Origin of the sequence: Streptomyces sp. NPDC101110, assembly GCF_044759525.1 — a bacterium.
Lineage (GTDB): Bacteria > Actinomycetota > Actinomycetes > Streptomycetales > Streptomycetaceae > Streptomyces.
Genome location: NZ_JBIVZM010000019.1, coordinates 112,898 through 132,283, shown reverse-complemented (window position 1 = coordinate 132,283; position 19,386 = coordinate 112,898). Strand labels below are relative to the sequence as shown.

Here is a 19,386-nt window from a genome sequence, read left to right as displayed (position 1 = left end):
AGCCTTGGCCTGTTCATACGCCTCCGCCGTGACGTTGGCGTTCGCGGCCAGGCCGGCGGGGGGTGCGAACCTGCGCTCTTCCTTGAGCAGGTTGGCCAGGCTCTCGTTGCTCACGGCATCTGCCTTTCCCAGGGTGTCCGTTGTGTCCCAGGCCACAGCTCATCAGACCCGGGGGTGCGATGACAAGGGCCGACCGCCGATTGGTTTAGACCTCTCGGTGGTCTCGGTCGGGACCGGGGTCATCCGTACCCACGGACGCCGACCAGGGAAAGTTCACCGGTGGGAGGCCCGGCAACCGCAGGGAGCGCGGTCCGGCTCGCTGGCGCGGGATGGCGCGGACCGGTGGTTTGGCGAGGGCGAGGTGTGCTGTGAGGCCGATGGGCACGGGGCGTGCCGTGAAATCGGCGGGCCGGTGGGGCCGGTGGGCCGGTGGGGCCGGAGGGCCGGAGGGCCGGTGAGCATGGGGGTGCCGTGAGGTCGGTGGACCGGTGGACCGGTGGACCGGTGGACCGGTGGACCGGTGGAGGTGGACCGGTGGGCCGGTGGGCACGGGGGCGCCATGAGGTCGGCGGACCGGTGGGTGCGAAGGGTGTGTCGGCGGTCGGGGCGCCGGAGGGAAGACGTCCTGCCCGGCGCCCCTGTGCCGGGCTCATGCCGTCAGGTCGGACTCCCGCACGCGGTCGAACACGACGCCCGCGTCCGTCTCGGTGAGCAGGTATGCCTCGGCCTCGCCCACGTGGAAGTACATCCCGTGCAGCTCCAGGCTGCCCTCGTCGATGGCCCGGGCCACCGAGTCGTGCGCGCGCAGGTGCTCCAGCTGCTGGACCACGTTGGTCAGGCAGAGCTGCTCGACCGCGTCCTCGGGGGAGCGCCCGGCCAGCCTGCCCCCGGGCAGACGGTCGTCGGCCATGCGCTCCAGGCTGGGCAGTCCGTGCCGCAGCCATCGCTTCAGCGGGGTTCGGGCGCCGCCCGGCTCGGAGTTGAGCAGCGCCTGCATCGCGCCGCATCCCGAGTGCCCGCACACGGTGATGGACCGCACCTGCAGCACGTCGACGGCGTACTCGATCGCCGCCGCCACCGAGTCGTCGCCGCTCTCCTCACCCGGACGCGGGACGAGGTTGCCCACGTTGCGCACGACGAACAGGTCGCCCGGTCCACTGGAGGTGATCATCGAGGTGACCAGCCGGGAGTCGGCACAGGTGAGGAAGAGCTGCGAAGGCTGCTGCCCCTCTCTGGCCAGCCGGGCCAGCTCGCTGCGTACCAGGGGAGCGGTGTTGCGCTGGAACGCGCTGATGCCACGCGCCAGTTCGTGCCCGCTGGCTCCGCCGGTGCCCGTCGGGTCCGGCTCGGAGCCGTCCGCCCGGTCGGTGTTCTTCTCGGCGGGGGGTGCGGACCCGGGGCCGTCGCACTGGTGGTTGCGCCAGGGCGTCCAGGGCCGGCAGCGGCAGTCGCCGGAGGACTGTGGCTCGGAGATGCGGGTGCCGGGATGCCGCCCGGTGATCTCGACGGTGCCGCCCTGCGCGGTGTGCGTCTTCTGCCAGTCCTGCAACGTCTCGAACGCGGCGTGGTCCATGAACGACCCGTCCAGTTCGACGACGGTGTCGGCGCCGTGGGGCACGAGATGCAGGGCCCGGCTGAGCCGTGGCACCGCGAGGAACGTCAACTGGCCTCTGACCTGTACGTGGTGGACTCCTTCCGTTTCTTCGTGCGTGATGCGGGTGCGGGTGAGGCGGTGCAGGGCCACGCCGACGGCCGTGGCGATGCCGAGCGCCACGCCCTCCAGGACGCCGAGGGAGACGACGCCGAGGGTGGTGACGGCGTAGACCCACACTTCCCGGTGGCGGGTCACCGTGCGGATGTGGTTCAGGGACACCATCTGGATGCCGACGGCCATCACCAGGGCGGCGAGCGAGGCGAGCGGGATGAGCTCCAGGATCGGGACCATCAGCAGCGTGGCGATCACTACGAGAACGCCGTGCAGCATCGTGGAGTTCCGGCTGACCGCACCCGCGTGGACATTCGCCGAACTCCGCACGGCCACACCGGCGATGGGCAGTCCGCCGAGCGAGCCGGAGACGATGTTGGCGGCGCCCTGCCCGAGCAGTTCGCGGTCGAGGTTCGAGCGTCCGACGCGGGGCGGCAGGCCGGGGCGGCCGGCCACCAGCTTGTCCACGGCGACCGCGCCGAGCAGCGACTGCACACTGCACACCAGCGTGGTGGTGAGCACGGCGGCGACCAGGCCGAGCACCGGGCCGTCGGGCAGTCCTGCCAGGGCGTGGTTGCTCCAGGACGGCAGGTCGACCTTGGGCAGGCGGAGCCCGGCGAGGGCGGCGGCCGCGGTGGCTCCGGCGACGGCGACGAGCGCCGCCGGGACCTTGCGCAGCAGGCGTCCGGCCCGGCCGGGCAGTCTCGGCCAGAGCAGCAGCAGCGCCAGTGTCAGGACGCTCACGGACACGGCCGCGGGGCGCATGTGCGCCAGCTGGGCGGGCAGCGCCCGGAGGTTGTCCGGGACGGAACTCTGCGGTGTGCCGCCGAGCACGATGTGCAGCTGGGCGACGGCGATGGTGACGCCGATCCCGGCGAGCATGCCGTGCACGATGGCGGGGCTGACGGCGAGGGCGCCACGGGCCACGCGCAGGCAGCCGAGGCCCAGTTGGGCGAGGCCGGCGAGGACGGTGATGGCGCAGGTCGTCCGCCAGCCGTAGCGCTGGATGAGGTCGGCGGTGACGACGGTGAGCCCGGCGGCGGGGCCGCTCACCTGGAGTGCGGAGCCGCCGAGCCGCCCGGCGACGAGCCCGCCCACCGCGGCGGCGACGAGGCCTGCCTGGAGGGGAGCGCCAGTGGCCAGGGCGATGCCCAGGGACAGGGGCAGTGCGATCAGGAAGACCGCGATCGAGGCCGACACGTCGGCACCCGCGATCCGGAATCGGCGGGGCCCGGTCGGCGGCGGACTGTGGGGCGGGTGGGTGCGCTCGGTTCGGTTCGGGTCGGCGGCGCGTGTGGGGACGCAGGCTGACATGGTTTTCCCGTCTCCTCCGGGGCTGCGCGGTCGCGTAAGGGGGGTCCGCTCGGGGCGGGTGCATCGGTCGCGGCGGTCACGGCGTAAATCGGCGGGATGAATTGACGCTCGGTAAACGGATCGTAATGCAGAGTAAAGGGCGAGCATAGACTTTACGGGCAAATGGGTTCATAAATCACTCTGAAGAGTGAAGTAGCCATTTGGTCGGCTTGTCGTACTAATTCCTTCTCGGTCTCGTGCGAATTTGGCGGCGCTGTCCGCACCCGAGAGAAGGAAGAAGGTGGGCGGATCATGGCCGCCACCCCCAGGATCGCCGCGGGTTCCGTCATCGCCGCGGTCTGCGCCGCATCGCTCGCCGGCTGCGCGACCGGCACCCCCCGGCAGGAGACCCCGGCCCCGCAGAAGCCGACGCCCGCACAGGCGCCGAAGAGCGCGGTCCGGCTGATCGGAGACGGCTCCACCGCCTACACCGGCGCCCAGCCGCACCTGCCACGCCCCGAACGACTGCGGCCCGGCCAGAAGCCCCCGCAGTTCGTCGTCTTCTCCTGGGACGGGGCGGGCGAGGACAGCCAGAAGCTGTTCTCGCACTTCCGCAAGGTCGCCAGGGAGAACAACGCGACCATGACGTACTTCCTGAGCGGCGTGTACATGCTGCCGGAGGACCAGCGCGACCGGTACCGCCCGCCGCAGCACTCCCCGGGCCGCTCCGACATCGGCTTCAACGACCGTCAGGGCATCGCCGCCACCGCCAAGCAGCTGCGCCTGGCGTGGCTGGAGGGCAACGAGGTGGGCACCCACTTCAACGGCCACTTCTGCGGCAGCGGCGGCGGCGTCGGAGAGTGGTCGGTGCAGGACTGGAAGGACGAGATCTCCCAGGCCAAGCAGTTCGTCAGGACCTGGAAGACCAACACCGGCCTGAAAGGCGCCGCGCCGCTGCCCTTCGACTACGACAAGGAGCTGATCGGCGCCCGCACGCCCTGCCTGGAGGGCCAGCGCAACTTCATGCGCGCCGCGAGCGACCTGGGCTTCCGCTACGACACCAGTGGTGTGAACAACCAGGTCTGGCCGACGAAGAAGATGGGTCTGTGGGACCTGTCGATGCAGCTCGTGCCGTTCCCGGGCCACTCCTTCGAGCAGCTCACCATGGACTACAACTTCATGGTCAACCAGTCGGGCACCACCACCCAGGGCAACCCCGCGAAGTTCGGCTTCTGGGGCGACCAGATGCGGGACAGCCTGCTCAAGGGCTTCTCACGGGCCTACGACGGCAACCGTGCGCCCCTGATCATCGGCAACCACTTCGAGTCCTGGAACGGCGGCACGTACATGCGGGCCGTCGAGGAGGTCATCGAGACGGTGTGCACCAAGGAGGAGGTGCGCTGCGTCTCGTTCCGGCAGCTCGCGGACTGGCTCGACGCCCAGGACCCCGAGACGCTGGAGAAGCTGCGCACCCTGCAGGTCGGCCAGGCGCCCAAGGAGGGCTGGGCGTCCTTCCTGTCGGACCGGCCCGCTCCGGCACCCAAGGGCGTGCCCGGGGCTCCGGCGGCCGGAAGGTAGCCCTCAGGGCGGACGTCGCGTGGTGCACGCGCGCGTGAAGATGGCCACTCCGCCGTGGGGCGGGGCCCCGGGGTGCGTAGGGTCGTACTCATGAGTACAGCAGGCGCGAGCGCCGATCCCCTCGCGGCCCTGGGGGCGCTGCCCTCGGTGGCCGAGTCCGTGGAGTCCGTACGAAAGGCCGTGGACCGGGTCTACGGGCACCGGATCATGCGGCGGCGCAGCAACGCCATCACCTCCGAGGCCGCTCTGCGCGGTGCCCGCGGCTCGGCCGCGCTGTCCGGGGCGGACTGGGCCCTGGAGGAGGTCCGCCGGCGCACGGACTTCAGCGGCGACGGCGAGGCCCGCACGGTGGGCGCCGCCCTGCGGCTCACCGCGGAGGCGGGGCAGTTGCTGTCGATCTGGCGGCAGTCACCCCTGCGGGTGCTGGCCAGGCTGCACCTGGTGGCCGCGGCGGACAAGGCAGACCAGGTGGGGCGGCCGCGGAAGGAGGGCGAACCGGTCGACGAGCCACTCGTCGGACTGCCGTTGCCGAGCGCCGCGGAGGCCCACGGCAGGCTGGACGGACTGGCGGGGCTGATCATCGCCAGCGGTTCCGCGCCGGCGCTCGTGACGGCCGCCGTCGTGCACGGCGAACTCCTCGCGCTGCGCCCCTTCACCTCCTACAACGGCCTGGTCGCGCGCACCGCCGAGCGCATCGTCCTGGTCGGCAGCGGGCTGGACCCGAAGTCGGTCTGCGCGGCCGAGGTCGGCCACGCGGAGCTGGGGCGGGACGCCTACCTGGAAGCCCTCGGCGGGTACGTCTCCGGTACCCCGGAAGGCGTCGCCGCCTGGATCGCCCACTGCGGCAGGGCGGTCGAGCTGGGGGCGCGCGAGTCGATGGCGGTGTGCGAGGCGCTGCAGCGCGGAGCGGCGTGACATCGCCCGGCCCCAAAAAGTAATGCGGCGGTACGAGTTCTCGTACCGCCGCTGGCATGAGCATCGGGTTACCAAGCGTCCTCGATATGTGCCCATCAGGCCGGGGGCTTTGCCCGTCACCTGGTGCGGCTGGCCCGTATTCGACGGGTCGACGTCGCGTGGGTGCCCGGTGTTCATGCGCGGTCCGTGGGGCCAAATGCGTTAAAAGGTGATCCTCTCGGATGTCCTTGGTCTCGCGGGCCGTTGAATCCTTTGTACTCCTGCCCCGCAGCAAGCGGAAGCCCAGGTTGTACTTCTTTACTTTCGGGTTCACACAAGACGCGGTATCGCTACAGGTCAAGCGACTGTGGCCCGGCGCCGGTTCGCATACCAAACGAGTCCCGCGGTGGCCGCCGCGGCGCCTATCGCGGCGACGGCGACGAGCGCCGGGCGCGGTGGCACGGAGAACGCGGGGATGCGCTGCTTGAGCCGGACCGGACGGTGGAAGTCCAGGATCGGCCACCCGCGCGCGAGGGCCTCGCGGCGCAGCGCCCTGTCCGGGTTCACGGCATGGGGATTGCCGACGGACTCCAGCATCGGCACATCGGTCGCCGAATCGCTGTAGGCGTAGCAGCGGCTGAGGTCGTACCCCTCGGACTCGGCCAGTTCCCTGATGGCCTCCGCCTTGGTCGGCCCGTAGGCGTAGTACTCCACATCGCCGGTGAAGCAGCCGTCGTCGCCCACGACCATGCGGGTGGCGACCACGCGGTCCGCGCCCAGCAACTCGCCGATCGGCTCGACCACCTCCGCGCCCGACGTGGACACGATCACGACGTCACGGCCGGCCGTGTGGTGCTCCTCGATGAGCGAGGCGGCCTCGTCGTAGATGATCGGGTCGATCAGGTCGTGCAGCGTCTCGGCGACGATCTCCTTGACCTGCTGCACGTTCCAACCGCGGCACAGGGCGGACAGATATGCGCGCATGCGCTCCATCTGGTCGTGATCCGCGCCGCCGGCGAGGAAGACGAACTGGGCATATGCGGTACGCAAGACGGCCCTGCGGTTGATCAGACCGCCTTGGTAGAACGACTTGCTGAACGTGAGCGTGCTCGACTTCGCAATGACCGTCTTGTCCAGGTCAAAGAAGGCGGCTGTGCGGGGCATCGAGTGGTTTTCCACGCCCCAGAGCATAGAGGCAGCCCATTCGGCGTAAGGTGGGGCGTGTGGGTTTGCCTGAGAAGGCTCTCGGGTACACCATGGAAGTCACGGATCGTTCGCGACCGTGCTAACCCGGCCCGACTCCTCCCCCCCCGAGTCGGCCGTGGGGACGACCCCCGCTCTCCCCCCCGGCGGGGGTCGTCGCATGTCCGGGTGGGTTTTTCCTTCTTTGTACGGCCTCGCGGCCGTTGTGGCGCGACCTGCGGGTCAAACTTGTCATGCCCATGTCTTGTTACGGCGGGTAGTCGTCGGGCTGCTCTGCGGGGGTCGTACACAGGGCCTGAGTGGCACACCGGTATGGGTGACGGCGATATTCACAACTCCCGGGACGTCCACAGTTATCCACCAAGATCCACACGATTTCCGGGATCGCTGCACCGTGATTCCAACGCGTCCCGCTCGCGGCGAGTTCATGGCCGGTTCCGAGTACCCGGGAGCGTTTGGCCGGTTTCTGTCGGCCGTTCACAGGGAGGCCGCTTGTCGGTTCTTCCCACGGATGGGAATCGCGGGGCCGCTGTGGCTCTGCGAGTCACGCAGCGAAGGGGGTTGGAAACCGTGGCCGGAACCGTCACACACGATCCGCCGCCGGCCGCCGGAGGGCGGCAGGGAGGACCGCTGATCGTCACCGAGGACACCGAACTCCTCGACGACCTGCTGCGCCTGTGCGCGGCAGCGGGCGCCACACCCGAAGTGCACCACGGGGTGCCGGAGCACAGAGGCAGCTGGGAGGCCGCACCGCTCGTCCTGGTCGGTGACGACGCCGCGCGGCGGGTCCGCGGAGCCGTCCGCCGAAGGGGCGTCGTGCTCGTCGGCCGGGACCAGGACGACTCCGGGGTGTGGCGGCGGGCCGTCGAGATCGGCGCCGAGCACGTCCTGATGCTTCCCGACGGCGAGCAGTGGCTGATCGACCGGATCGCCGACGTGGCCGAGGGAGTCGGCCGGCCCGCCCTCACCGTGGGCGTCATCGGCGGCCGGGGCGGGGCCGGAGCGTCCACGCTCGCATGTGCCCTCGCCGTCACCTCCGCGCGGGAGGGACTGCGCACCCTCCTCGTGGACGCCGATCCGCTGGGCGGCGGACTCGACGTCCTCCTGGGCGGGGAGACGGCCGAAGGACTGCGCTGGCCCGCCTTCGCGTCCTCGCGCGGACGGGTCGGCGGCGGCGCCCTGGAGGAGTCGCTCCCCGAGCTGCACGCATTGCGGGTGCTCAGCTGGGACCGCGGCGACCGGATCGCGGTCCCGCCGCAGGCGGTGCGCGCGGTGCTCGCCGCGGCCCGGCGCCGGGGCGGCACCGTCGTGGTCGACCTGCCGCGCCGGATCGACGACGGCGTCGCCGAGGTCCTCTCCCAGCTGGACCTGGGCGTGCTGGTGGTGCCCGCCGAGCTGCGGGCCGTCGCGGCCGCGGGGCGGGTGACCTCCGCGGTCGGCATGGTCCTGCGGGATCTGCGGGTGGCGGTCCGCGGGCCGTACCCCCCGGGGCTCGACGCCCGCGAGGTGGCCCGCCTGCTCGGACTGCCCCTGGTCGGCGAGGTGCCGGTCGAGCCGGGCCTGTCCCGTCCGGACGAGGGCACGGCGCCCCCGGGCGCCGCCCCGCGAGGACCGCTCGCCCGGTTCTGCAAGGAGTTCTGGGAGCGCGCGCTCGTCGAGGCGGGTACGGCATGAGCACCCTGGCCGGACTCGAGGGCACGACGCTGCTCGACGGGGTGCGGCGGTGGCTGGCCGAGAGCGGGGCCGAACCGACCCCCGCGCGCGTGGCGCAGGCCCTGCGGGAGCAGGGGCGGGTCCTCGGGGACGCCGAAGTCCTGGGGGCCGCCGCACAGTTGCGGTCCGAGCTGGTCGGAAGCGGGCCGCTGGAGCCGCTGCTCGCCGACCCGTCGGTCACGGACGTGCTGGTCTCGGCACCGGACCGGGTCTGGGTGGACCGCGGCGGCGGACTGGAGCTGACGCCGGTGCGGTTCGCTGACGCGGCGGCCGTGCGACGTCTCGCCCAGCGTCTCGCCGCGGTGGCAGGACGCCGATTGGACGACGCCCGGCCCTGGGCCGACGCCCGGCTGCCCGACGGGACGCGGCTGCACGCGGTGCTGCCGCCGGTGGCCGTGGGCTGCGCCTGTCTGTCGCTGCGGGTCGTCAGACCGCGAGCCTTCACGCTCGGCGAGCTGGTCGCGGCGGGCACGGTGCCTCCGGGTGGGGACCGCATGCTGCGCGCCCTGCTCGACGCCCGGCTGTCCTTCCTCGTCAGCGGCGGTACCGGAACCGGCAAGACCACGCTGCTGAGTGCCCTCCTGGGGCTGGTGGGACCGGGCGAACGGATCGTCCTCGCCGAGGACTCGGCGGAACTGCGGCCCGACCACCCGCACGTCGTGCGGCTGGAGACCAGACCCGCCAACCAGGAGGGGGCGGGCCTCGTCACCCTCGAGGACCTGGTGCGCCAGGCGCTGCGGATGCGGCCCGACCGGCTGGTCGTGGGCGAGGTGCGCGGGCCCGAAGTGGTGCACCTGCTGGCCGCGTTGAACACCGGCCACGAGGGCGGCTGCGGGACCGTGCACGCCAACGCCGCCGCCGACGTACCGGCCCGCCTGGAGGCGCTCGGCACGGCGGCGGGACTGGACCGGGCCGCACTGCACAGCCAGTTGGCGGCTGCCCTCTCCGTGGTGCTGCACCTGGTGCGCGACCGGGCCGGACGGCGGCGGATCGCCGAGGTGCATGTGCTGGAGCGGGACGCGTCGGGTCTGGTGCGGACGGTGCCGGCGCTGCGGTGGGGCACGGAGACGTTCGTGCGCGAGCGCGGATGGGAGCGGCTGAGGGCACTGCTGCGAGGCATCGAGCCGGGTGAGAAGAAGGGGGCGCGTGATGACCGGGGCGTCTGAAGTGTCGGTGGGTGCGGCCGTGGCCTGCATGGGGGCTGCCGTCTGGATGCTGGGCGAACGCGAGGAGGCGGCGCGGCGGGCGCGACTGCTGCTCGCGGAGGGCGGCCACGTCGGGAGGGCGTCTCCCGGGTGGCGGCGGACGGCCGACGGGCTGTGGCGCGTCCGCGGGCGGCTGCGCGCCGAGTGGTGGTCGCCGGTGGCCGGGCTGCTGCTGGCGGTGCTCGGTACCTCGGTGCTGCCGGCCCTCCTGGGGGCGGCCGGGGTGCCGTTGCTGCGGCGCGCCCGGCTGGCCGGCCGGGCGCGGCGGGACCGGGAGCGCCGGACGGACGAGGTGATCGCGCTGTGCGGGGCGCTCGCCGGAGAGGTGCGGGCCGGACGGCAGCCGGGAGAGGCGCTGCTCCGGGCCGCCCGGGACTGCGGGGGACTCGCGGGCGCGCAGTCGACGGTGCTGGCGGCGGCGCGGTTCGGCGGTGACGTGCCGGACGCACTCGCCGCGGCGGCGCGGCAACCGGGTGCCGAGGGGCTGCGGGGACTCGCGGCGTGCTGGCGGGTGGCCGTGGACCAAGGGGCGGGGCTCGCGGCCGGGCTCGACCGGCTCGCCGCGGCCCTGCGCGCCGAGCGCGACCAACAGCAGGACCTCCGCGCCCAGTTGGCGGGCGCCCGGGCCACGGCGGTGATGCTCGCCGGGTTGCCGGTTCTGGGACTTCTCATCGGCACCGCCATGGGCGCCGGCCCTCTCCACGTCCTGCTGCACACAGGGGCGGGGCTGGGCTGCCTGGCGGCGGGCGGAGCGCTGGAGGGCGTGGGGCTGTGGTGGGTGCGGCGGATCGTGCGGGGCGCGGAGGCGGCGGCATGAGCGGGGACGTCGTCCACAGGCTGTGGGCCACCGTGGGGACCGTGCTGGCCGCCGCATGGGTGGCGCGTCGGCTGATGCGGGCACGGCGCCGTCGGAGGCTGCGCCGGCGACTGACCGAGCTGTCCGGGATCCGGGAAACGGCCGTCGCCGTCCCCCTGCCGGAATGGCGCGGGGTCGCACGGAGGTGGTCGGCGCCCGTGGGCGTGGCGTGCGCCGGATGGCTGCTGGTCGGAGGCCTGGCCGGGGCCGCGGTGGGACTTGGTGCAGCGGCGGGGGTGTGGCGGTGGCGGCTGAGGCGGGAGACGGCCGAGGCGGACCCGGGTGCACCCGGTCTCGCCGAGGCGGCCCGGCAACTGCCCCTCGCCGCCGACCTGCTGGCGGCGTGCGTCGCTGCGGGCGCCGGCCCGGTCGTCGCGGCACAGGCGGTGGGTGAGGCCTTGGGCGGGCCCGTCGGTGATGCCCTCGCCCGGGGTGCGGCGGAGGTGCGGTTGGGCGGTGAACCGGGCTCGGCCTGGCGGAGGTTGGGTGCCCTGCCGGGTGCCGGAGGTCTGGCTCGGCTTCTCGAACGGGCCGATGTGTCCGGGCTGCCCGCGGCGGTGCCGGTCGCGCGGCTCGCCGCCGAGGCCCGGGCGGACTGGGGCCGTTCCGCGACGGCCAGGGCCCGCCGGGCGGGCGTGATGGTCAGCGCGCCCGTCGGGCTCTGTTTCCTGCCCGCGTTCATCGCGGTCGGCGTGCTGCCCGTGGTGATCGGACTCGCGGGCGGGGTGCTCGGAGGGGGTGGTGGATGACGCGGCACGGACCCGAAACAAGTGATGGATGACAAAACGAAGTTCGGACTCTTTTCTACGGGGGTTGAGATGTATCAGGCGGTAAGGGCACGGCTGTGTGCCCTGGTGTGCGGGATGCGTGCGGCGCGGCGGGACGCGGGGATGGTCACGTCCGAGTACGCGATGGGGATCGTGGCCGCAGTGGCGTTCGCCGTGGTGCTCTACAAGGTCGTCACGAGCGGCCCGGTCAGTGCGGAGCTGCAGAACATCGTGAAGGGCGCCCTCAATGCGCGGATGTGAGCGGGGCGCCGACCGGGGTTTCGTCACGGCGGAGTCGGCCGTGGTGCTGCCCGTGCTGGTGATGTTCGCGATGGCGCTGGTGTGGGGGCTGCTGGTGGTGGCGGCACAGATCCAGTGCGTGGACGCGGCGCGGACGGGTGCGCGTGCGGCGGCCCGCCAGGACCCGCCCGGCGCGGTCGTGGAGCTGACCCGAGAGGCGGCGCCGCCCGGCGCGGAGGTGACGGTCAGCCGGGACGCGCAGCACGTCCGGGTGACCGTGGTGGCCAAGCCGCCGGTGCTGCGCGGTCTGGCCTTCGCCGTGCGCGAGGAGGCCGTGGCGTCGGTGGAGGAGGCGGTGGGCACGTGAGCGTGTGCGGAGGGGGAGCGGGCTCGGGCTCGGGCCGGGGATCGGCCGGGGATGTGGACCGGGGGTCCGCCACCGTCTGGAGTGTCGGGGCCGTTGCCGTCCTGTGCGTGGTGTTCGGTGTCGTGCTGGCACTCGGGCAGGCCGTCGTGCTCCGGCATCGCGCGGCGGGCGGTGCCGATCTCGCGGCGCTCGCCGCGGCGGACCACTGGGCCGACGGGGGTGCGGCGGCCTGCGGCCGGGCGGGCCGGGTGGCCCGGGCGCAGGGCGTGCGGCTGGTGCGGTGCGAGCTGGCCGGGGAGATCTCGGACGTGACGGCGGCGTCGGGTCGGGGGCCGTTCACGGTGGAGGTCAGGGCGCGCGCGGGCCCTGCCGCGACTCCCCTGGACCTCCCGGCTGCTGCCGGGGCACCTCGTCCCCCAGTGCGTCGCCCCCTGGCGCCCGGCCCCCGGGGGTCTCGCCCTCTGGCGCTCGGTCGGATGCCTCGCCCCCTGGCGCCCGGACCCCCTGGGTCTCGCCCCCCGACGCCTCGTCTCCCGGCTGCTTCTCCTCCGGAGCCCCCTCCAGCAGCACCGTGAGCAGCCGCACCGCCCCCCTCTTGTGCAGCGGGTCGTTGCCGTTGCCGCACTTGGGGGACTGGATGCAGGACGGGCAGCCGGCGTCGCATTCGCAGGACGCGATGGCCTGGCGGGTGGCGGTCAGCCAGGTGCGGGCGGTGTGGAAGGCGCGCTCCGCGAAGCCCGCGCCGCCCGGGTGGCCGTCGTAGACGAAGACCGTGGGCAGGAGGGTGTCGGGGTGGAGCGGGATCGACACGCCGCCGATGTCCCAGCGGTCGCAGGTCGCGAAGAGGGGCAGCAGGCCGATCGACGCGTGTTCGGCGGCGTGCAGGGAGCCGCCGAGGATCTCCGGGTTGATCCGCGCCCGGTCCAGCTGGTCCTCGGTGACGGTCCACCACACGGCGCGGGTGCGCAGCGTACGGGGAGGGAGGTCGAGTTTCGTCTCGCCGAGGACCTCACCCGTGATGAGCCGACGGCGCAGGAAGGAGACGACCTGGTTGGTGACCTCGACGGAGCCGTAGCAGAGGCGGCCGTCACCCCAGGGGATCTCGACGTCCGTCTCCAGGACGGAGATGGACGTGGTGTCGCGGGCGACCGTGGAGTACGGCGGCGCCGCCTCCTCGACGAGGGCGACGGATTCCTCCAGGTCCAGCGACCGCACCAGATAGGTGCGGCCCTGGTGGAGGTGGACCGCCCCCTCGTGCACCGTCGAGTGCGCGGCTCCGGCGTCGACCGTGCCGAGCAGCCGGCCCGTGCCGGTCTCGACGACCTGGACCGGGGTTCCGCCCTCACCGCGGATGTCCGTCAGGTCGGCGGCACGCTCGCGGCGGGTCCAGTGCCAGGCCCTGGTGCGGCGGCGCAGCAGCTTCGCGGCCTCCAGCTGCGGCAACAGGCCCTCGCTGGCCGGGCCGAACAGGTCGAGGTCCTCGTCCGTCAGGGGCAGTTCCGCGGCGGCGGCGCACAGGTGCGGCGCCAGCACGTACGGGTTGTCGGGATCGAGGACGGTCGATTCGACCGGCTGGTCGAACAGGGCTTCGGGGTGGTGGACGAGGAAGGTGTCCAGCGGGTCGTCGCGGGCGACGAGGACGGCCAGCGCCCCCTGCCCGGAGCGTCCGGCCCGGCCCGCCTGCTGCCACAGGGAGGCCCGCGTGCCCGGGTAGCCGGCGATGACGACCGCGTCGAGACCGGAGATGTCGATGCCGAGTTCGAGGGCGTTCGTCGCGGCGAGGCCCAGCAGTTCACCCGAATGGAGGGCTTGTTCGAGAGCGCGGCGCTCCTCCGGGAGATAACCGCCCCGGTACGCCGCGACACGCCGGGACAACGACCGGTCGACCTCGGCCAGACGCTCCTGGGAGATGACCGAGATCAGCTCGGCGCCACGCCGGGAGCGGACGAAGGCGACCGAGCGCACGCCCTGCACGGTGAGGTCGGTCAGGAGGTCGGCGGCCTCCGCGGTGGCCGTGCGGCGGACCGGGGCTCCCTTCTCGCCGTGCAGCTCGGTCAGTGGCGGTTCCCACAGGGCGAACACCAGTTCACCGCGCGGGGAGGCGTCGTCAGCCACTTCCAGCACCGGCAGGCCGGTGAGGCGGCGGGCGGCCACCGCGGGTTCCGCGGCCGTCGCCGAGGCCAGCAGGAACACGGGCGACGCGCCGTAGCGGGCACACAGGCGGCGCAGCCGGCGCAGCACCTGGGCGACGTGTGATCCGAAGACCCCGCGGTAGGTGTGGCACTCGTCGATCACGACGTACTTCAGCGACTTCAGGAAGGAGGACCAGCGGGGGTGGGACGGCAGGATGCCCCGGTGCAGCATGTCCGGGTTGGTCAGGACGTAGTTGCCGTACTGGCGGATCCACTCGCGTTCCTCGAACGGGGTGTCGCCGTCGTACACGGCTGCGCGCACCGAATGGCCCAAGGGGTGTGAAAGTTCCTTCACGGACCGGCACTGGTCCGCCGCGAGCGCCTTGGTGGGGGCCAGGTAGAGGGCCGTCGCGCCTCGGCCGTTCGGAGCCTCGGCGCCGTCCATGAGGGTGGACAGGACGGGCACGAGGTAGGCCAGGGACTTGCCGGAGGCGGTGCCGGTGGCGACGACGACCGAGTCGCCGTCCAGGGCGTGCTCGGCCGCCCGTGCCTGGTGGGCCCAGGGATGCTCGATGCCCGCGGCCGCCACGGCCGCCACCACCTCCGGGCGGATCCGGTCGGGCCAGACGGCATGGCGACCCTCACGCGGGGGCAAGTGCTCCGTATGAGTAATGCGCGAAGCCCGGCTCGGACCGGACGCGAGCCGGTCCAGGACCGCGCCCGGCGCGGGCCGGGAGGCGGGTTCCGTCGGGGTTCGATCGGATCGGTGATTCTTGGCCATCGGCACCGAGTGTGTCACTGGCGTGACGGACAATGGAGCCAAGGCGTCGTGCACGCCTGCCGGTAAGTGATTGAATGCCATCGCGGCTGGCGAAGCGTCCAGGGGCTGAAGCCGAATGCCCCTAGGGCGACCGCTCGATAGCAAGGTGCTGGAGGATCCGTGGACCTGTCCCTGTCGACCGAAACCATGGGCGATCGCACGATCGTCAGGGTCGGTGGCGAAATCGACGTATATACCGCGCCCAAGCTGCGCGAGCAGTTGGTCGAGCTGGTGAACGACGGCAGTTTCCACCTTGTCGTCGACATGGAGGGCGTGGACTTCCTCGACTCCACCGGGCTCGGCGTACTGGTCGGCGGCCTGAAGCGCGTGCGGGCCCATGAGGGCTCACTGCGCCTGGTCTGCAACCAGGAGCGCATTCTGAAGATCTTCCGTATCACCGGCCTCACCAAGGTGTTCCCGATTCACACCTCGGTCGAGGAAGCGGTTGCGGCCACCGACTGACGCCGGTCCCGGGCCCTCGGCCCGGGACGGCCGATGTTCGGCGAAGGTGAAGACCGAGGGGGCCCGGGTTTCGGCGGCCCGGAGCCCCTCGACAGCACGCCCGTGATTGCGAGGGGGATGCATGGCCACCGTTGAGCTCCGCTTCAGCGCGCTGCCCGAGCACGTCAGGACCGCCCGGCTGGTGGCGGCAGCGGTGGCGCGCAGGGCCGGGGTGGACGAGGCCGTCCTCGACGAGGTCAGGCTCGCCGTCGGTGAGGCGTGCACCCGAGCCGTCGGGCTGCACCAGACCGGCGGGATCTCGGCCCCGGTGAAGGTGCTGCTGATCGAGGAGGAGAAGCAGTTCTCCATCGAGGTCGGCGACGAGGCCGCGCACGCGGTGGCCGGTGAGGGCGGGCCGGGCGCCGGACCCGGCGACCCCGACGGCGAGGCCGACGAGGACGAGATGGGTCTCGCGGTCATCAGCGGACTCGTCGACGACGTCGAAGTCAGCGCCGGAGAGCACGGCGGGCTGATCAAGATGACCTGGCCGACCACGCCGCCGCCCACGATTCTGGTCTGACACCGCCACCGCTCGCACCCGTATCTCCGAAGGGCCCCACCACCCGTGGGGCCCTTCGTCGTGTGCGGGTGTCAGTGCTCGCCTTTACAGTAGTTCCTGTGCCGTTCATCGCGTGAATTCGTTCACGATCATTCGCGTGCTCGCCGGCAGCCTCGGAATGCTTTCAGGGCATTACCTCGGAAGGCTAATTCCGTTTATCGCGCTCTGTTTTGATCAGGTTCCGGTACCTACAATCCCGTCCACATCTTGAGCTCAGCCCAAGCGTCAAGGAGGACGAATGGCGGGGCTTTCCCTCTCACAACAGTCGGGCCATCCCACAGACCTCGCAGCCGCCGTACTGACCGATGGCAACCGCGTTCTCATCGTGGTCATCGCGGTCGTCGCACTGGCGGCGCTGGCGGTCGCGGGCGTCCTGGTGCGCCAGGTGCTCGCGGCCGGCGAGGGCACCGACAGCATGAAGAAGATCGCAGCGGCGGTCCAGGAAGGGGCAAACGCCTATCTGGCCCGTCAGCTGCGCACGCTCGGCGTATTCGCCGTGGTCGTGTTCTTCCTGCTCATGCTGCTGCCCGCGGACGACTGGAGTCAGCGTGCCGGACGGTCGGTGTTCTTTCTGATCGGAGCGGCGTTCTCGGCGGCCACCGGCTATATCGGCATGTGGCTCGCCGTGCGCAGCAATGTGCGTGTCGCCGCGGCGGCGCGTGAAGCCACTCCGGCTCAAGGCGAGCCGGAAAAGGATCTGACCGCCGTCTCGCACAAGGCGATGAAGATCGCCTTTCGCACGGGTGGCGTGGTCGGCATGTTCACGGTGGGCCTCGGCCTGCTCGGTGCCTCCTGCGTGGTGCTGGTGTACGCGGCCGACGCGCCGAAGGTGCTCGAGGGCTTCGGCCTCGGGGCCGCGCTGATCGCCATGTTCATGCGTGTCGGCGGCGGCATCTTCACCAAGGCCGCCGACGTCGGCGCCGACCTGGTCGGCAAGGTCGAGCAGGGCATTCCGGAGGACGATCCGCGCAATGCCGCGACCATCGCCGACAACGTGGGCGACAACGTCGGCGACTGCGCCGGCATGGCGGCCGACCTCTTCGAGTCGTACGCCGTGACGCTGGTGGCCGCGCTGATCCTGGGTTCGGCGGCATTCGGCGACGTGGGGCTGGGCTTCCCGCTGCTGGTGCCGGCGATCGGTGTGCTCACCGCCATGATCGGCATCTTCGCGGTGGCGCCCAGGCGTGCCGACCGCAGCGGCATGAGCGCGATCAACCGCGGCTTCTTCATCTCCGCGGTGATCTCGCTGGTGCTGGTGGCGGTGGCCGTCTTCGTCTATCTGCCGGGGAAGTACTCCGAGCTCGACGGGGTCACCGACGCCGCGATCCAGGGCAAGGACGGCGACCCGCGGATCCTCGCGCTCGTCGCGGTGGCCATCGGCATCGTGCTCGCCGCCCTCATCCAGCAACTGACCGGCTATTTCACGGAAACCACCCGCCGGCCCGTCAGGGACATCGGCAAGACCTCCCTCACGGGCCCGGCCACCGTGGTCCTCGCCGGTATCTCCGTCGGTCTCGAATCGGCCGTCTACACCGCCCTGTTGATCGGTCTCGGTGTGTACGGGGCGTTCCTGCTCGGCGGTACGTCGATCATGCTGGCGCTGTTCGCGGTGGCGCTGGCCGGCACCGGCCTGCTCACCACGGTCGGTGTGATCGTCGCGATGGACACCTTCGGGCCGGTCTCCGACAACGCGCAGGGCATCGCCGAGATGTCCGGTGACGTCGAGGGCGCCGGCGCACAGGTGCTCACCAACCTGGACGCGGTCGGCAACACCACCAAGGCCATCACCAAGGGCATCGCGATCGCCACGGCGGTGCTCGCCGCGGCGGCGCTGTTCGGCTCCTACCGCGACGCGATCATCACCGGTGCGCGGGACGTGGGCGAGAAACTCAGCGGGGAGGGCGCCCCGATGAGCCTGATGATGGACATCTCGCAGCCCAACAACCTCGTGGGTCTCATCGTCGGTGCGGCAGTCGTCTTCCTCTTCTCGGGTCTGGCGATCAACGCCGTGTCCCGGTCGGCCGGTTCCGTGGTCTACGAGGTGCGGCGGCAGTTCCGCGAGAAGCCCGGGATCATGGACTACAGCGAGAAACCGGAGTACGGCAAGGTCGTCGACATCTGCACCAAGGACGCCCTGCGCGAGCTGGCCACGCCCGGGCTGCTGGCCGTGATGGCGCCCATCTTCGTCGGGTTCACGCTCGGCGTCGGGGCGCTCGGCGCGTTCCTGGCGGGCGCGATCGGCGCGGGCACTCTGATGGCGGTGTTCCTCGCCAACTCCGGCGGTGCCTGGGACAACGCCAAGAAGCTCGTGGAGGACGGCCACCACGGGGGCAAGGGCGGCGAGGCCCATGCGGCGACCGTGATCGGAGACACGGTCGGGGACCCCTTCAAGGACACCGCGGGGCCCGCGATCAACCCGCTGCTGAAGGTCATGAACCTGGTGTCGCTGCTCATCGCGCCCGCGGTGATCAAGTTCAGCTACGGTCCGGACCGGAGCATCGGGGTGCGGATCCTGGTCGCCGTCCTCGCGTTCCTCGTGATCGCCGGGGCGGTGTACGTGTCAAAGCGGCGCGGAATCGCCATGGGTGACGAAGACAACGCCGACTCGGAGCCCAAGTCGGCAGATCCGGCGGTCGTTTCGTAGGGAGGTTCCCCAGCCCCAGCTCAAGGTGCGGGCGGGCGGCGCGTGTTCACGCGTCGCCCGCCCGCGCTGTGTGGGTACACGATCACGCGTGAGCCTTCTCTCGCCTGATACAAAAGGTTACAAAACGGTTTTATTGAACCTCCGGCGTGCGGTTGTCGTGCATCTGGCGTGTATGTTCCGGGGCCGAGAGCCATGGAAGGGACCAATCCGGTGAACAAGAAGCTCGCGGCCGCACTGTCCGGCGGTGCGGTACTGGTACTGGCGCTGTCGGGCTGCGGCGGCGACGACAGCAACGACAAACTGGACTCCTGGGCCAAGCAGGTCTGCGACGCGGTGCAGCCGCAGGCCAAGAAGATCGAGTCGGCCAATGCCGCGATCCAGAAGGAGACCTCGGACAACAGCACGCCGAAGGACGTCCAGAAGACCGACGCCCAGGCCTTCCAGGACATGTCCGACGCCTACAAGGCGATCGGGACCGCCGTGAACAAGGCCGGGGCGCCCGACGTCGAGAACGGCGAGAAGAAGCAGAAGGACGCGGTCAAGGAGCTCAACGCGATCTCCGCCTCGTACGCGTCGCTGAAGAAGCAGGTCGACGAGCTCGACACCAAGGACCAGGGCAAGTTCGCCGACGGTCTGAAGGACATCGCCACCGAGCTGGACAAGCTGAGCCAGAGTGGGAACGACGCCCTCAGGAACCTGGAGGAGGGCGAGGTCGGCCAGGCGATGGCCCAGCAGTCCAGCTGCAAGGCGGCCACGGCGCCGGCCGGAGCCTCCTAGTACCGCTGGTACCGCGTCAGGCGACGCTCGCCCCGCCGCGACGCCGGCACGCCCGCTCGCCGCACCGGCCACGAGCCCGAGTACGTCCCGTACGAGGGCGTCGGGCCGGCACACGGAGAGCACGCACCGGAC

The 19,386-nt window shown here is 71.8% G+C and carries 15 protein-coding genes and 1 pseudogene; 13 read left to right on the top strand and 3 right to left on the bottom strand.

Features of this window, described 5'->3' with window-relative positions; genetic code table 11:
• Nucleotides 1-649: 649 nt before the first annotated feature.
• Entirely contained in the window at nt 650-3,019 is a 2,370-nt protein-coding gene (locus ACIQU3_RS34155; protein WP_403742400.1) for a bifunctional SulP family inorganic anion transporter/carbonic anhydrase, read from the bottom strand.
• A 291-nt stretch (nt 3,020-3,310) separates the two neighbouring features.
• Between ACIQU3_RS34155 and ACIQU3_RS34150 the strand changes: the two genes are divergently transcribed.
• Together ACIQU3_RS34150 and ACIQU3_RS34145 are read left to right on the top strand one after the other, a co-directional pair.
• On the top strand, nt 3,311-4,576 hold the full coding sequence (locus tag ACIQU3_RS34150; protein ID WP_403742397.1) for a hypothetical protein: 1,266 nt from the start codon (nt 3,311-3,313) through the stop codon (nt 4,574-4,576).
• Between the two features lie 90 nt (nt 4,577-4,666).
• Nucleotides 4,667-5,491, top strand: a complete 825-nt coding sequence (locus ACIQU3_RS34145; RefSeq protein WP_403929460.1) for an oxidoreductase — start codon at nt 4,667-4,669, stop codon at nt 5,489-5,491.
• 336 nt (nt 5,492-5,827) lie between these two features.
• Here ACIQU3_RS34145 and ACIQU3_RS34140 read toward each other — a convergent pair whose 3' ends face one another.
• Nucleotides 5,828-6,661 (bottom strand): HAD family hydrolase, encoded by an 834-nt coding sequence (locus ACIQU3_RS34140; RefSeq protein WP_403742391.1) that lies wholly within the window; start codon nt 6,659-6,661, stop codon nt 5,828-5,830.
• A gap of 582 nt (nt 6,662-7,243) precedes the next feature.
• Between ACIQU3_RS34140 and ssd the strand changes: the two genes are divergently transcribed.
• The 7 genes and pseudogenes from ssd to ACIQU3_RS34105 form a co-directional block, all read left to right on the top strand.
• Nucleotides 7,244-8,347 carry a septum site-determining protein Ssd gene (gene ssd, locus ACIQU3_RS34135; protein WP_403929458.1) on the top strand — a complete coding sequence of 368 codons (1,104 nt, stop codon included), beginning with the start codon at nt 7,244-7,246 and terminating at the stop codon, nt 8,345-8,347.
• A complete protein-coding gene (locus ACIQU3_RS34130) occupies nt 8,344-9,552 on the top strand; it encodes a TadA family conjugal transfer-associated ATPase (RefSeq protein WP_403742383.1) in 1,209 nt (402 codons plus the stop codon). The genes ssd and ACIQU3_RS34130 overlap by 4 nt, the downstream gene beginning before the upstream one ends.
• Nucleotides 9,536-10,408 (top strand): type II secretion system F family protein, encoded by an 873-nt coding sequence (locus tag ACIQU3_RS34125; protein WP_403929455.1) that lies wholly within the window; start codon nt 9,536-9,538, stop codon nt 10,406-10,408. The genes ACIQU3_RS34130 and ACIQU3_RS34125 overlap by 17 nt, the downstream gene beginning before the upstream one ends.
• Nucleotides 10,405-11,196 (top strand): type II secretion system F family protein, encoded by a 792-nt coding sequence (locus ACIQU3_RS34120; RefSeq protein ID WP_403929452.1) that lies wholly within the window; start codon nt 10,405-10,407, stop codon nt 11,194-11,196. Before ACIQU3_RS34125 ends, ACIQU3_RS34120 begins: the two co-directional genes overlap by 4 nt.
• Nucleotides 11,197-11,265: 69 nt before the next feature.
• Nucleotides 11,266-11,475: a DUF4244 domain-containing protein gene (locus tag ACIQU3_RS34115; protein ID WP_234750013.1), complete on the top strand. Its 210-nt coding sequence runs from the start codon at nt 11,266-11,268 to the stop codon at nt 11,473-11,475.
• A complete protein-coding gene (locus ACIQU3_RS34110) occupies nt 11,462-11,821 on the top strand; it encodes a TadE family type IV pilus minor pilin (protein WP_403742372.1) in 360 nt (119 codons plus the stop codon). The genes ACIQU3_RS34115 and ACIQU3_RS34110 overlap by 14 nt, the downstream gene beginning before the upstream one ends.
• Before the next feature lie 2 nt (nt 11,822-11,823).
• Nucleotides 11,824-12,237 (top strand): annotated as a pseudogene (locus ACIQU3_RS34105) (Rv3654c family TadE-like protein); the annotation flags it as partial.
• On the opposite strand, the gene ACIQU3_RS34100 reads toward ACIQU3_RS34105, so the two are convergent.
• Nucleotides 12,170-14,815 (bottom strand): DEAD/DEAH box helicase, encoded by a 2,646-nt coding sequence (locus ACIQU3_RS34100; RefSeq protein ID WP_403929450.1) that lies wholly within the window; start codon nt 14,813-14,815, stop codon nt 12,170-12,172. The pseudogene ACIQU3_RS34105 and the gene ACIQU3_RS34100 overlap by 68 nt on opposite strands.
• Nucleotides 14,816-14,893: 78 nt before the next feature.
• On the opposite strand from ACIQU3_RS34100, the gene bldG reads away from it, so the two are divergent.
• The 4 genes from bldG (at nt 14,894) to ACIQU3_RS34080 (ending at nt 19,254) form a co-directional block, all read left to right on the top strand.
• The gene (gene bldG, locus ACIQU3_RS34095) at nt 14,894-15,235 is read left to right on the top strand and encodes an anti-sigma factor antagonist BldG (RefSeq protein WP_003991900.1); all 342 of its coding nucleotides are present in this window, start codon (nt 14,894-14,896) and stop codon (nt 15,233-15,235) included.
• Between the two features lie 121 nt (nt 15,236-15,356).
• Nucleotides 15,357-15,794 (top strand): ATP-binding protein, encoded by a 438-nt coding sequence (locus ACIQU3_RS34090; protein ID WP_403929447.1) that lies wholly within the window; start codon nt 15,357-15,359, stop codon nt 15,792-15,794.
• Nucleotides 15,795-16,071: 277 nt separating this feature from the next.
• Nucleotides 16,072-18,477 carry a sodium-translocating pyrophosphatase gene (locus ACIQU3_RS34085; protein WP_403742358.1) on the top strand — a complete coding sequence of 802 codons (2,406 nt, stop codon included), beginning with the start codon at nt 16,072-16,074 and terminating at the stop codon, nt 18,475-18,477.
• A 192-nt stretch (nt 18,478-18,669) separates the two neighbouring features.
• Complete coding sequence (locus tag ACIQU3_RS34080; RefSeq protein ID WP_403742351.1) at nt 18,670-19,254, top strand: small secreted protein; 585 nt, start codon at nt 18,670-18,672, stop codon at nt 19,252-19,254.
• Nucleotides 19,255-19,386 lie beyond the last annotated feature (132 nt).